Below are 13,273 nucleotides of genomic sequence, written 5' to 3' on the forward strand. Positions count from 1 at the left end.
ACGAGCCAGATCGGGCCGTGTCCGAGATGTTGCGCCTGGTTGCGAAAAAGACTTGCCTGTTTCTGACGAATCGAAATATCATGAATTATGGATATGAAAGATGCGCTGAGCGCCTTTGGGGCGCTCAGCCAGAAAACCAGACTGGAAGTCTTCCGGTTGCTGATCCGGGCTGGTGACGCAGGAATGACTGCCGGAGAGATCGGCGAGGCTCTGGACGTTCGGCAGAACACCATGTCGGCGAACCTTGCTGTTCTGCTTCAGTCCGGGTTGGTCCGAAATGAACGCGAGGGGCGGTCGATCCGCTACTTCGCCGATCTTGACGGCATAAGCGAGTTGCTGACGTTTCTGATGGCCGATTGCTGTGGTGGTCATCCGGAACTTTGTGCGCAGGTCATCGAGACGATCGCCTGCGGAGAGACCTGTTGAGGTTGAGGGGGATCAAATGTCCGGCGATGTCTACAACGTGCTTTTCCTGTGCACTGGCAATTCCGCCCGGTCGATCATGGCGGAGGCGATCCTGAGCCGGGAGGGGCAGGGCCGCTTCAGGGCGTTTTCTGCCGGGTCACAACCGGCTGGAGCGGTGCGTCCGGAAGCACTTGCCTTGCTCAGCAAACTCAATTTCAAGACGGATGAGCTGCGCTCGAAGGACTGGGCCGAATTCGCTGCGCCGGATGCCCCGGTCATGGATTTCGTCTTTACCGTTTGTGACAATGCGGCGCAGGAAACCTGCCCTGTCTGGCCTGGCCAGCCGATGTCAGCCCATTGGGGCCTGCCGGATCCCGCAGCCGTTTCCGGAAGCGATAGCGAAAGGGCTGTCGCATTCAACGATGCCTTCCGGATGCTCAGCAACCGGATCTCGGTTTTCGTGAGTCTGCCGATGTCTTCGCTTGACCGTTTGTCCCTGCAGAAGAAACTCGATCAAATCGGGCAGTCCGCCGAAGAGCGCGTGTAACGTTTCTCCGGCGGACTGGTTTCAAGGTTGTCGCGTCAGGCGACTGCCTGGCCTTCGCGCGACGTGCGCAGGGTCAGCAGTGCGATGACCAGGGCGATGAGCGCACAGGCGGCAACCGCGCCAACCAATGGCAAAGCTGTCCGGTCGAAGAACGGGCTGCAGACGAGGATCATCACGCCACCGGCAACCATCTGGAAGGTGCCCCCAAGGGAGGATGCCATGCCGGCATGTTCGCCATGTTCTTCCAGCGCCATGACCATCACCGGAGCAATGACCTGGCCGAGGCAGGTGTTGCCGATGAAGAAGAGCGCCATCAGAACCGGCAGGTCGTCGATGCCGCTCCACACAAGAATGACCAGCAGGACGTTGGCTGCCGCAAATCCGCTGACGGCCCTCAATGCCACTCTGCCCATGCCGAAGCGCTCACCAAGCGAGGCGGCAAACTGGGAAGACGCAAAGAAGCCGATCGCGTTCAGCGCGAAAACAAGGCTGAAGGCTGTCGGCGTCAACTGGTACTGGGTCATGTAGACCAGCGGCGCTGCGGCGATGAAGACGAAGAAACTCGCCAGCGAGAAGCCACCGATCAGCGTCAGACCCATGAACCTGCTGTCACGCATCAGGTAGATGGCGCTGCGCAGCATTGCTGTCGGGTCGATCTTGCCTCGGCGCTCGGCCGGTAGCGTTTCGGGCAGCAGGAAGGCCATTTGCAGCATGGCGAGAAGGGAAATCACGCCCAGGGCCACAAAGATCAGGCGCCAACTGCCGAACTGGATGATCAGGCTGCCGGCGAGCGGTGCCAGCATCGGCGAAACGCTGAAGACCAGCATCACCAGAGCCATCAGCCTGGTCGCCTTTGGTCCGGTGTGGAGGTCGCGGACCACGGCCCGCACGATGACCATCGGCGCGCCGGCACCAAGCGCCTGCACGAAACGGCCGAATGTCAGGGCTGAAACGTCGACCGCAGTCGCGCACATGACCGATCCGATGAGGAAGACGATCAGGCCCAGGAAGGCGGGCAGCTTGCGTCCAAACCGGTCTGCCAGCGGACCGTAGATCAACTGGGCTAACCCGAAAGCGATGAAATAGACCGTGAAGGTCATATGAACCGCAGCGTCGTCCGTCTGCAATGCCTGCACGATTTCCGGCATGGCGGGCAGATAGAGGTCGATGGCAAATGGACCGACAGCAGCGAGAAGCCCCAGCACAATGGCGGAGCGGACAAAACCGATCTGCATTGGAAAATCCGATGAAAAATGCGCCGGAGGCACAAATGCGGGAAAGTTTGGAAGATGGAGGTGGCGGAGATCACCGCCCAGCCTTGATATGATGTAAGTGTTCGAAATGCAAATTCAAGGCTTGCTGGGTGTTGTCATGAAAGCTTCATGCAACTGTCACCGATATTGTAATCAGGGCCACTAGCTTGCGCGCACCATCAACCCGATATTTTGTGGGAGCGAGTGCAATGGCGGACCTTCGTGGGCGCTTTTTAAAAGGTGTCAGCCTTTCAGTCCTGTTCGGCCTTGGCGCCGTGTCGGCAGCACAGGCAGAGTATTTCGAGCGTATCAACACATTCCCGGTCTACAAGACCCTGCCGGAAGGCGTGGATCAGGCCACCGAAACCGTTGCCGAAATCATCTACGCCACGAAGGACGGCCGCACGCTCGTCTTCACCGACAGCCCGGGCGAAGCCATTGTTTTCGTCAATGCGGCCAACCCGCTGAACCTGCAGCCGATGGGCCGCACCGCCCTTGGTGGTGAGCCTACTTCGGTCGCCGTCGGCGAAACATTCGCCTATGCCGGCGTCAACACGTCCGAAGACTACGTCAATGCGTCCGGCCATCTGGCCGTGATCGCTCTCGATGGTCTTGGCATCACCGCGAAGTGCGATGCCAAGGGTCAGCCGGACAGCGTTGCCATCTCTCCGGACGGCAAGTTCGTTGCGATCGCCATCGAGAACGAGCGCGACGAAGATCTGAACGACGGCGTGATCCCGCAAATGCCGGCCGGCCATCTGGCGATCTTCGATCTGGACGAAACCGGCACGCCGACCAACTGCGACGCGGTCCGCATTGTCGACCTGACGGGTCTTGCCGAAATTGCGCCGACCGATCCGGAGCCGGAGTTCGTTTCGATCAACTCCCAGAACCAGGTTGTCGTCACGCTGCAGGAAAACAACCATATCGCCGTGGTCGATCTGGCCTCCGGTGAAGTTGTCAGCCATTTCTCCGCCGGTACGGCTTCGGCTGAAAACATTCCGGTTTCCAAGGCGCGCATGAGCGATGCTTCCGGTTCGACCGAAAACGTCAAGCGTGAGCCGGATGCGGTTGCCTGGATCGACGACGAGCGTTTCGTGACCGCCAACGAAGGCGACTACGAAGGCGGTTCGCGCGGCTTCACCATCTGGAACACCAAGGGCGAGATCCTGTTCGACAGCGGCAACCAGATGGAACATCTTGGCATGGCCAACGGCCACTATCCGGCCAAGCGCGCGTCCAAGAAGGGCACCGAGCCGGAAGGTGTGACGGTTGGTGAATTCGGCGGTGAAAAGCTGATCTTCGTCAATTCCGAACGCGGCAACTTCGTCGCTGTCTACAAGGACACCGGTGCCGAGCCGGAATTCGTCCAGTTCCTGCCGACCCACGTCGGTCCGGAAGGCTCACTTGCGATCCCGAGCCGTGACCTGTTTGTGGTTGCCAACGAGGTCGACAGTGCGGAAGACAACGTTCGCGCGCAGGTCTCCCTCTACAAGTTTGGTGCGGAAGCTCCGTCCTACCCGATGGTCGTGTCCGAAACCGACCCGGAAAAAGGCGCGCCGATCGGCTGGGGCGCACTGTCCGCACTGGCTGCAGACCCGGAAGACGGCAACAAGCTCTACGCCGTCAGCGACAGCTTCTATGACGACGCCCGCATCTACACGCTGGACATCTCTTCCAAACCGGCAAAAATCGTTGCCTATGCAACCGTTCAGGGTGGCAAGCAGGCAAAACTGGACCTGGAAGGCATCTCTGTTTCCAAGGATGGCGGCTTCTGGCTGGCTTCCGAGGGCAATCCGGACAAGGAACTGCAGCACCTGCTGCTGAAGGTCGGCACCGACGGTCAGGTTCAGGAAGAAATCACGCTTCCGGAAGAGCTGAACGCCCAGTCCGCACGTTTCTCCTTTGAAGGCGTCGCCGAGTTCGAAATGGACGGCAAGACGCTGGTGGCCGTCGCCGTTCAGCGTGAATGGAAAGACGACCCGAAGGGCATGGTGAAGCTGGCCATCTACAACCCGGCCGACAAGTCCTGGGGCTTCGTTCACTATCCGCTCGACAAGCCGAAGAGCGCAGCCGGCGGCTGGGTCGGCCTGTCGGAAATCGTCTCCATGGGCGACGGCAAGTTCGCCATTCTGGAGCGCGATAACAAGGGTGGTGAAGACGCAGCCATCAAGCAGATCACCACGATCTCCCTGGAGGGTGTGACCCCGGCTGCCTACGGATCTGAGCTCCCGGTGGTCCAGAAGCGTTACGCCATGGATCTCCTGCCGGCTCTGGCCGAAGGCAAGGGCTGGGTTCTCGACAAGCCGGAAGGCCTGACGATCACCGCCGACGGCCGTCTGATCCTGGTCACCGACAATGACGGTGTCGACGATGCACCGGGTGAAACCCGGTTGATCGACCTCGGCCCGGCAAGCCGCCTGAACTAAGGCACTTCAGACAAAGGTCCTCCCAAGACCTGAGCGAAGGTCCGGCCGCATTATGCAGCCGGGCCTTTCCTTTTCTGCATTGCCAGTCTCAAGCCGTGAAACTTCGTCTTTTCCAGTGCCACAGGGCTGCAAGGCTGTGCAGTCCGATGAGTGCTGCAAGCAAAAGCGCCGCGGCATGGTGCAGGCCTGCCGGTGGCAATCCGGCGAAAGCCGCAAGTCCCGGCAATGTGCCATTCGCAATCTTTTCAAGGCTACCGGATATGACGATCATGCCGATACCGCTGACCAGGAGCAGCAGCGGTACGAGGCGCAAGGCGGCGTGGACGCCCTTGCCGATAGCTTGCTGCAACCCGGAATGAACGGCGAAGACCGGTTGAGGGGCACCCTTTGCCAGCCAAAAGATTGTGCGGACAAGAGCGAGCAGGCCCGCAGACAAGCCAAGTCCCAGATGGGTCCTCAAAAGGTTTGGCGAAAACGGTTCGTTGTTCGTCAGGGCATAGCCGGTAGCCAGGGCGCTGATGGTAAGAGCGGCAATCGTCCAGTGCAGCAACCTGTTTCCGGTTACGGGCAAGGCCGCCATCATTCATCCTCCCGGATGACGTTGTAGAGCGCGGCATGAAAGCTGATGCCCTTGAATTCCGCGACGATGCCGCTTTTGCCGAGCTTCTGAATGGCGGCCTGATAGGCATCGGGACTTTCCCAAAGCGCGACGTTGACCAGCTGGAACTTCGCCTGCGGAGACAGGGACTGGTGCAGGCGCGTGGTGATGTAGCCGGGCTGCTCTTTCAGGAAGTCGCGCGCCTGTTCCCAGCTGCGAACAGCGTCGGCAAGACGGTCTTCGGGAACTTCGAAGGAATTGATCAGCGTTACCGGGGCGTTGGTGTTAATTTCACTCGCCATGGCGGAGACTCCCAGGTTGGCGGTCAGGAAGGAAAGTGCTGCCAGATGAATGGCACGACGTGTCCAGAGTGATGTCATTTCGAACTCCTAATTATATAGCAAGCTATGTTTATTTATATAGGGTGCTATCTATCGTATATGCAAGGGATGACCTTCGAAAAAGATTCCTCCGCCGGGTATCTGGCAAACCACATGGCACGGCTGTTTGCTGCCGGTCTCCATCGCCGCATCCGGCCGCTAGGCCTTTCGCCGGGCCAATTTCCGGCACTGGTCGCTCTTTGGGCAAAGGAAGGACGCACGCAAAAGGAACTCGTGCAGTTGCTAGATATCGAACAGGCAACGCTGGCAAACACCCTGGCCCGGATGGAACGGGACGGCTTGATCACCCGTCGGTCGAGTGAAGAAGACGGCCGGGTTCAGGAAATATTCCTGACCGACAAGGCCAAGGTTTTGGAAAAGGAAGCCATCGCGTCTGCGATTGCCCAGAACGGAGAGGCGCTGGAGGGGTTTTCGGAACAGGAAAAGGCGCAGTTCCTGGATTTCATGCACAGAGCCATTTCAGCCATGCAGAAAGCCCAGACCGGCAGTTCCCGATGAGTGCCAGCTTGCTGGGCCTGTTCGGCGTCTCCTTTCTGGCTGCCACCCTGCTGCCCGCCCAATCCGAACTTGGCCTTTCCGGCCTGATTGCGCTTGGAACGGAACCCGTCGTTCTGCTGGTTGCGGCGGCAAGCCTTGGCAACACGCTCGGATCAATGGTCAACTGGGGTCTCGGCAGGGCAGCAACCGCCTGGTCGACCGCTTCCTGGTTTCCGGTCAAGCCTGACAAGCTCGCCAAGGCAACGGGCTGGTATCACCGCTATGGACGATGGAGCCTGCTGCTCAGCTGGGCGCCGATTATCGGCGATCCCCTGACATTGGCGGCAGGTGTGCTCAAGGAACCCTTCTGGAGCTTCACCCTGCTGGTCGCGATTGCAAAGACAGCTCGCTATGTCGCAGTCGCGTTGATCACGTTGCAGGTTATCTGAGACTGCGGGCCAGCCGGGGGAATGCGAAACCCTCGCTGCGCGGGACGCTTAACCTTCAAAACGCTCGATCAGATCCCACTTGTTGCCGAAGGGGTCCTGGAAGACGGCTACTTTGCCATAAGCCTCATGGCGTGGTGTCTCCAGAAAGGTGACGCCGGCCGTGAGCATCGCCTGATGATCGCGATCGAAGTTGTCGGTGTGCAGGAACAGGAACACACGGCCGCCGGTCTGGTTGCCGATGGCGGCGTGCTGATCGTCACCGTCGGCTTGCGCCAGCAGGAGATGTGTCTCGGAGCTGCCCTTGGGCGCGACCAGTACCCAGCGCTTGCCGTCGCCAAGGTGAGTGTCTTCGACCAGGTCGAAGCCAAGCCTGCCGACATAAAAGTCGATACCCTGGTCATACTCGGGCACGATGAGGGCAATCGCTCCAATCATCTGTTTCATGGCAGGCCGTTTCCTACTGCGCGCGCCGGTAGACGGATACGTTCGTGTAGCTTGCAACGTCGACCAGGTGGACGGTTTGCGTTACGGTCAGCGTTCTGCCGTCGTCGGACAGTTCCCGGTCGGCTTTCATGATCGTCAGCCCGCCGCGGCGGGCTTCCGAAATGAGGTTGCGATCTCCCTGGAACACGAGACGCATGGCGTCGACCAGGCCGCTTTTGCCAAGACGCACTTCCGGACCGTCCGGCATTGCCTCGAAAGTGTCGTTGGTGACTTCACCGTCGGAGGCCACCTGGTTCATCGTGAACACGGCAACGCCGAAGTTCTCGTCGATCTTGAGCGTGGCGCTGCGTGGCGGTTCGCCTTGTTCGAAGTCGCTTTCCTCCGTGTCGAGGATCCAGGTGCCGAGAAAGGGGGCGAGTTTGTCTTCGATCATGGGACCAGCGGTATCTTGAAAAGGGAAAGCCGCCACCGGGATAACCGGTGACGGCTCTGCTTGCAAATGGCGATTGCCTATCAGGCGCTCAAGGCGTCCAGTTCGGCAATGATGGCGTCGCCCATTTCCACGGTGGAAACGGTGGCCTGGCCAGGCGCTGCGATATCTTTCGTCCGCAGGCCCTTGTCGAGAGCGTTGGCGATGGCCTTGTCCAGTTTGTCGGCGGCTGCAACTTCCTCGAAGGAGTAACGCAGCGCCATGCCGAAGCTGGCAATCATGGCGATCGGGTTGGCAGCGCCTGTGCCGGCAATGTCCGGAGCCGAGCCGTGGACGGGCTCATAAAGCGCCTTGCGCTTGCCGGTAACGCCATCCGGTGCGCCGAGCGATGCGGACGGGAGCATGCCGAGCGAACCGGTCAGCATCGCGGCAACGTCGGACAGCATGTCGCCGAAGAGGTTGTCCGTCACGATGACGTCGAACTGCTTGGGCCAGCGCACAAGCTGCATGCCGCCGGCGTCAGCCAGCATGTGCTCCAGCTGAACATCCTCGTAGCCGTTCTTGTGCGTCTGGGTAACGACTTCGTTCCACAGTACGCCGGACTTCATCACGTTCCGCTTTTCCATGGACGTGACCTTGTTGCCGCGCGTGCGTGCCAGCTCAAAGGCGACGCCGGAAATGCGCTCGATTTCGTAGGTGTCGTAAACTTGCGTGTCGATACCGCGTTTCTGGCCGTTGCCGAGGTCGATGATTTCCTTCGGTTCGCCGAAGTAGACGCCGCCGGTCAGCTCGCGCACGATCAGGATGTCGAGACCTTCGATCACGTCCTTCTTCAGCGAGGATGCATCGGCAAGCGCCGGGTAGCAGATGGCCGGGCGCAGGTTGGCGAACAGCTGCATGTCCTTGCGCAGACGCAAAAGGCCGGCTTCCGGGCGAACTTCGTAAGGAACGTCGTCCCACTTGGGTCCGCCGACGGCGCCGAAGATGACCGCGTCGGCAGCCATGGCCTTGGCCATGTCTTCTTCGGAGATCGACTGGCCATGCGCGTCATAGGCGGAACCACCCACCAGGCCTTCGTCGGTTTCAAAGGACATGCCGCCCTTTTCATTGAACCAGGCAATGACCTTTTTCACTTCCTGCATGATTTCCGGGCCAATGCCGTCACCCGGCAGAAGCAGAAGGTTTTGTGAAGCCATGGATGTTCCATCCCGCATTTTGAGAAATCTGATGGCGATGGGTTAGCGCGTCGGCCGTTGTCTTTCAAGATGAAGCCAGTTGCGAAGAACTCAAGCAAGCCGTGGGGAAAGGTCAAGAACAGCTGAAAGGCCCGGAGAGCAGCGGGATTGAAGCCGGTATCAGGACAGCTCCTGCAAGGATCAGCCGAGCCAGCCCCGCACTGCCTGGAACAGGAGGTTCAGCGCCAGCGCGGTCATCACCCATCTGAAGCCGGTCTTGAAGCTCTTCTCGTCCATTCGGCCGAGCAGGCGGCTGCCGGCGAGTGTGCCGAGAAAGCCGCTGGCGATCATCAGGACAATCAGTCCCAGCCAGGGTGCGAAGGCAAAGCCGAGTGCGCCGAACGCAATGATCTTGAAGACGTGCATGATCAGCGCGGTGATTGCCTGGTTGGCGACGAACCCGTGGCGCGGCAGACCGAGGGTCGACAAGACGGCACCACCGATGGGGCCGGCCGCACCGAAGAACATGGACAGGAACGTGGAGGCAAAACCCGCTGCTGCCATGACCCGTTTCGGCGCCTTGCCGAAATGCGGTGCCTTGCCCCAGACGACCCACAGCACGAACAGGCCGATGCCCGCCTTCAGAACCGCCGGCGGCAATTCCACCGCGATGGCGCCGCCCACGGCCGCGCCAATTGCCGCCCCGACTGCGAACCAAAGCGCAATCAGCCAGTCGACATGTTTCAGTTGTACAAGCGCACGCCCGGCGTTCGATCCGAGCTGAACGACACCGTGGACCGGCACCAGGGCACTGGCGGGCATGACGGTTGCCATGATCGCGATCAGCGCGACCCCGCCGCCAAGGCCGACGGCCGCCGTCAGGGCCGAGGTGAAGAAACTCGTGACGATCAGTGTCAGCGATGCAGCAAGGTGCAGCTGATCGGGAAAGAAGAAGCCGGCGATGCCCGACATGTCACGACCATCTCTTGTTGGCGTAGTTGACCGCTTCGCGGACATCCAGTGCGCGGGTGGAATTGCCGCTGCGCAGATAGAAGACCGAGGCCTTGTTTTCTTCCAGATAGACGGCGCGGGGTGCCGGGCTGACGATGACCATCGCCACGTCCTTGCCGTCCACCCTGGAAAAGACCGTGTGGATGTAAGGACAGAGATCTCCGCCGAGTGTCTTGGAAACGATGTCGTTGACGGTGCGCTCGAACGAATCGAGGTCCGGGCTTTTCAGCGTTGCCAGGTCCTTGTCGAGACCAAGCGGTGTGCCGTTGTCATCAACACCAATCAGAAGATGGCCGCCATCGGCATTGAAGAAGCCGGCAAGGGTCTTGGCGATGACCTTTTCCAGGGACCGGTTGGTCCGGTTTTCCTTCAGGTCCCAGCGCAGCGACGACTTGAACTCCACGCGCCGGTTTTCGCCCTGTTTCAGAAGATCGGGAATGAGCGCGGTCTGCTCTTCGCGCAGCGACCGGTAGGCTTCGGACGTTCGCATGTAGTTGCGGGTGAAGATACCGAAGGCGAGGCCGACAACTGCGCCGAGACCGGTATAGGCAACCGCAACATCCAGATGCCGGGGAAGCAGCACCAGCCACAGGCGCGCCGTCAGAAATTCAAGGAGGTTCGGAGCCGTTTCCGAAAAACGGGCCAGTTCCCACCAGACCACCACAAGGTTCAGCGGGTGGATCACCAGGACACCGACAATGGCCCCGACCACGACATAGGCTGCCAGAAAGGGAAGCTTGAACGGGGAAAGAGCCATATTCGAAAATCCAAATGAAAACGCCGGTCGGAACCGGCGTCACTCTTAATCCAAAACCTTCCCGCCGTCATCCCGGCCCGTCATCCCGGGTCGGCATCGTGCGAACCGGGATGGCGATGAAGGATTTCACAGGCGGTCAGGCCGCCGCGGGCAGGGCCGTTTCGACCAGTTTCACCCAGTAGGAACAGCCGACAGGGATCAGGTCGTCGTTGAAGTCATAGGCCGGATGGTGCAGGCCCGCGCTGTCGCCGTTGCCGGCGAAGATGAACGCGCCCGGGCGTTCTTCCAGCATGTAGGAGAAATCCTCACCGCCCATCATCGGCTCGATCTCGCGATTGACCTTGCCGACCCCGGCAATGCCTTCGGCGACGGCTGCCGCGAAATCCGTCTGCTCGTCGTGGTTCGCCGTGACCGGATACCCGCGCGTGAACTGCAGAACTGCCTTTGCGCCGAACGCATCGCCAACAGAGCTGACGATGGATTCCATCCGTGCCTGGGCGAGATCCCGCATTTCCGGGCTCAGCGTGCGCACGGTACCGCGCAGCAGCACTTCCTGCGGAATGACGTTGAAGGCGTTGCCGCCCTGGAAAACGGTCACCGACACAACAACCGAATCGAGCGGATTGGCATTGCGGCTGGCGATGGTCTGCAGCGCGGACACCAGTTGCGAGCCGATCACGATCGGATCGATGGTCTCATGCGGCTTGGCGGCATGGCCGCCCCGGCCGGTGATGGTGATGCGGAATTCGTCGGTCGCGGCCATGATCGGGCCCTTGCGGATGGCGAATTCGCCCACCGGCATGCCCGGGAAGTTGTGCATGCCGTAGACTTCCTCGATAGGCCAGCGGGTCAGAAGACCATCGTCGATCATCGCCTTCGCGCCTGCGCCACCTTCTTCGGCCGGCTGGAAGATGACGACGACCGTGCCGTCGAAGTTGCGGGTCTCGGCGAGATACTTTGCAGCGCCCAGCAACATGGCGGTGTGGCCGTCATGGCCGCAGGCGTGCATCTTGCCCGGGATCTTGGAGGCATAGTCCTTGCCGGTGATTTCCTCGATCGGCAGCGCGTCCATGTCGGCGCGCAGGCCGATGGTCTTGCCGGCACCGCCGTTGCGGCCCTTGATCACGCCGACGACGCCCGTCTTGCCGACGCCCGTTGCGATTTCATCGACACCGAAGCTCTGCAGCAGCTCGGACACCTTCTCGGCAGTCCGCACCGTTTCGTAGAGAATTTCGGGATTTTCGTGAATGTCGCGGCGCCAGGCGGTGATCTCGTCGGCCAGATCCGCGAGGCGATTAACGATGGGCATGAAGGACTCCTAGAAACACATCGGAACAGGAAAGCGCTTTAAGCTTGAACGGCTAACCTATCGCAAGCTGCAAAAAGAGGAAGTGGGATTGCGGAAAAAGTTATGTGCAAGGCGATGGTCTGCAAGGCTGATCCGCCTCCAGGTCATTCTCCGGATGATTTTTCCTGCAAACGGAAAACGCGCGTGCGTTTGATCTCGTTGTCTTCCAGCGCACCGACCACCGGAACGCTGTAGGCCGCCATTTCAATCAGGCGTGACGAGGGCAGATAGGACCGGCCAGGATCGCCGACATAGACCTCGATGTTGTTCGCCAGCAACCTGTCGAGAAATGCCAGCACCTTGTCGGCCATGGGCTTGTCGTAGAAAACGTCACCACAGAAGACAAGGTCCGCTTGCGGCGGTTCTCCGGTGGTGATGTCCGCGGTCTCGGTGGTGATCTCCACCTCGTTGAGCGCAGCGTTGAGGCGTGTTGCGGTCAGGGCGTAGGGGTCGATGTCGACCGCGTGGCAGGACGCTGCGCCGGCCTTCATGGCGGCTATGCCGACCAGACCGGAGCCGCAGGCAAAGTCGACAACGCGTTTTCCCGCGACCAGTTCCGGCGTGTCGAGCACGTAGCGGGCAAGTCCCTGGCCACCTGCCCAGGCAAAGGCCCAGAATGGCGGCGGCAGGCCAAGCTCGCCCAGTTCGTCTTCGGTCTTTTGCCACAGATCCATGGCCTCATCGGCCACATGCAGAAGGATTTCCTCTGCATGCGGCACAGGTTTGACCTTGGTCTCCTTCCGGATGAAGGCTGCCGGATCCTTGATAAGGGCCATTCAGGGCGGATCTCTCAGGAGAGGACGTTAGGCAGGCTCTTTCAGGCCGCCCATTTCACAGACGATTTTCCATTCCTCTTCCGTGACCGGCTGAACCGACAGGCGCATGGAGGTGACCAGCGACATCTTGGCAAGGCGCGGTTCGGCCTTGACGTCGGCCAGGGTCACTGGCTTGGGCATGTCACGGACGGCCTTGAAGTCCACGCATTCCCAGCGGGGATCATCGATGGTGGTGTCCGGATGGATGTCGCTGCAGACCTCAACGATGCCGACGACTTCCTTGCCGATGTTGGAATGGTAGAAGAACGCCTTGTCGCCGATTTCCATGGCCCGCATGTTGTTGCGTGCCTGGTAGTTCCGGATACCGTCCCACTGCTCACCCTTGTCGCCACGGGCCTTCTGCTGTTCCCATGACCATTTGTCGGGCTCGGACTTGATCAGCCAGTACTGCACTCAGTTTGCCTCCGGGTTCTTGATTGCCCAGTTCCAGGGGCGGATCTCGACGCTTTCGAACAAACCGGCACGGGCGTAGGGATCTTCCTGGGAGATCGCCAGGATCTCGTCGCGGTTGGAGGCTTCGATCACCACCAGCGAGCCGGTCATGTTGCCGTCGTCGTCAAGGAACGGGCCGGCTGCCTTGAGGCTGTCGCCGAGGCCTTTCAGGAAGTCGAGATGGGCGGCGCGGTTGTCGAGGCGCGTCTGCAGGGCACCGGGCTTGTCGGTGCAGATCAGGGCATAAAGCATGAAGAATTCCCCGGGTTGGTCGAATCTGC

17 protein-coding genes are annotated in these 13,273 nt (G+C 60.4%); 5 read left to right on the top strand and 12 right to left on the bottom strand.

Features of this window, described 5'->3' with window-relative positions:
• Positions 1-87 precede the first annotated feature (87 nt).
• Positions 88-426 carry an ArsR/SmtB family transcription factor gene (locus ACYQ6M_RS25585; RefSeq protein ID WP_055659730.1) on the top strand — a complete coding sequence of 113 codons (339 nt, stop codon included), beginning with the start codon at positions 88-90 and terminating at the stop codon, positions 424-426.
• Positions 427-442: 16 nt separating this feature from the next.
• The gene (locus tag ACYQ6M_RS25590; RefSeq protein WP_460076332.1) at positions 443-952 is read left to right on the top strand and encodes an arsenate reductase ArsC; all 510 of its coding nucleotides are present in this window, start codon (positions 443-445) and stop codon (positions 950-952) included.
• A gap of 35 nt (positions 953-987) precedes the next feature.
• On the opposite strand, the gene ACYQ6M_RS25595 is transcribed toward ACYQ6M_RS25590, so the two are convergent.
• A complete protein-coding gene (locus ACYQ6M_RS25595; protein ID WP_055659725.1) occupies positions 988-2,187 on the bottom strand; it encodes a multidrug effflux MFS transporter in 1,200 nt (399 codons plus the stop codon).
• Positions 2,188-2,414: 227 nt separating this feature from the next.
• Between ACYQ6M_RS25595 and ACYQ6M_RS25600 the strand changes: the two genes are divergently transcribed.
• Positions 2,415-4,634 carry an esterase-like activity of phytase family protein gene (locus ACYQ6M_RS25600; protein WP_460076334.1) on the top strand — a complete coding sequence of 740 codons (2,220 nt, stop codon included), beginning with the start codon at positions 2,415-2,417 and terminating at the stop codon, positions 4,632-4,634.
• 88 nt (positions 4,635-4,722) lie between these two features.
• Here ACYQ6M_RS25600 and ACYQ6M_RS25605 read toward each other — a convergent pair whose 3' ends face one another.
• Both ACYQ6M_RS25605 and ACYQ6M_RS25610 read right to left on the bottom strand, forming a co-directional pair.
• Entirely contained in the window at positions 4,723-5,217 is a 495-nt protein-coding gene (locus tag ACYQ6M_RS25605; protein ID WP_460076337.1) for a cytochrome b/b6 domain-containing protein, read from the bottom strand.
• Positions 5,214-5,612: an antibiotic biosynthesis monooxygenase family protein gene (locus ACYQ6M_RS25610; protein WP_023002887.1), complete on the bottom strand. Its 399-nt coding sequence runs from the start codon at positions 5,610-5,612 to the stop codon at positions 5,214-5,216. Before ACYQ6M_RS25610 ends, ACYQ6M_RS25605 begins: the two co-directional genes overlap by 4 nt.
• A 69-nt stretch (positions 5,613-5,681) precedes the next feature.
• Here ACYQ6M_RS25610 and ACYQ6M_RS25615 point away from each other — a divergent pair, with 69 nt between their 5' ends.
• Positions 5,682-6,131 carry a MarR family winged helix-turn-helix transcriptional regulator gene (locus ACYQ6M_RS25615; protein ID WP_460076339.1) on the top strand — a complete coding sequence of 150 codons (450 nt, stop codon included), beginning with the start codon at positions 5,682-5,684 and terminating at the stop codon, positions 6,129-6,131.
• Positions 6,128-6,559 carry a YqaA family protein gene (locus tag ACYQ6M_RS25620; protein WP_206909690.1) on the top strand — a complete coding sequence of 144 codons (432 nt, stop codon included), beginning with the start codon at positions 6,128-6,130 and terminating at the stop codon, positions 6,557-6,559. The genes ACYQ6M_RS25615 and ACYQ6M_RS25620 overlap by 4 nt, the downstream gene beginning before the upstream one ends.
• A 48-nt stretch (positions 6,560-6,607) precedes the next feature.
• Here the strand turns inward: ACYQ6M_RS25620 and ACYQ6M_RS25625 are convergent, their stop codons facing one another.
• The 9 genes from ACYQ6M_RS25625 to ACYQ6M_RS25665 form a co-directional block, all read right to left on the bottom strand.
• Positions 6,608-7,003, bottom strand: a complete 396-nt coding sequence (locus ACYQ6M_RS25625) for a VOC family protein (protein WP_460076341.1) — start codon at positions 7,001-7,003, stop codon at positions 6,608-6,610.
• 13 nt (positions 7,004-7,016) lie between these two features.
• Positions 7,017-7,436, bottom strand: a complete 420-nt coding sequence (locus ACYQ6M_RS25630) for a hypothetical protein (RefSeq protein WP_023002891.1) — start codon at positions 7,434-7,436, stop codon at positions 7,017-7,019.
• 80 nt (positions 7,437-7,516) lie between these two features.
• Positions 7,517-8,629, bottom strand: coding sequence for a 3-isopropylmalate dehydrogenase (gene leuB / locus ACYQ6M_RS25635; RefSeq protein ID WP_062486691.1), 1,113 nt, complete (start codon positions 8,627-8,629; stop codon positions 7,517-7,519).
• Positions 8,630-8,809: 180 nt separating this feature from the next.
• Positions 8,810-9,580, bottom strand: a complete 771-nt coding sequence (locus ACYQ6M_RS25640) for a sulfite exporter TauE/SafE family protein (protein ID WP_152505352.1) — start codon at positions 9,578-9,580, stop codon at positions 8,810-8,812.
• A 1-nt stretch (position 9,581) separates the two neighbouring features.
• Positions 9,582-10,376, bottom strand: a complete 795-nt coding sequence (locus tag ACYQ6M_RS25645) for an AlbA family DNA-binding domain-containing protein (protein ID WP_023002894.1) — start codon at positions 10,374-10,376, stop codon at positions 9,582-9,584.
• A gap of 136 nt (positions 10,377-10,512) precedes the next feature.
• Complete coding sequence (locus ACYQ6M_RS25650; RefSeq protein ID WP_055659708.1) at positions 10,513-11,685, bottom strand: M20 aminoacylase family protein; 1,173 nt, start codon at positions 11,683-11,685, stop codon at positions 10,513-10,515.
• Between the two features lie 143 nt (positions 11,686-11,828).
• The gene (locus ACYQ6M_RS25655; RefSeq protein WP_168691970.1) at positions 11,829-12,500 is read right to left on the bottom strand and encodes a class I SAM-dependent methyltransferase; all 672 of its coding nucleotides are present in this window, start codon (positions 12,498-12,500) and stop codon (positions 11,829-11,831) included.
• Between the two features lie 27 nt (positions 12,501-12,527).
• A complete protein-coding gene (locus ACYQ6M_RS25660; protein WP_023002897.1) occupies positions 12,528-12,953 on the bottom strand; it encodes an EVE domain-containing protein in 426 nt (141 codons plus the stop codon).
• Entirely contained in the window at positions 12,954-13,244 is a 291-nt protein-coding gene (locus ACYQ6M_RS25665; protein ID WP_055659704.1) for a YciI-like protein, read from the bottom strand. It abuts the gene before it with no gap.
• Positions 13,245-13,273: the final 29 nt, after the last annotated feature.

The sequence above is a fragment of the Roseibium sp. ROS1 genome (assembly GCF_054658215.1).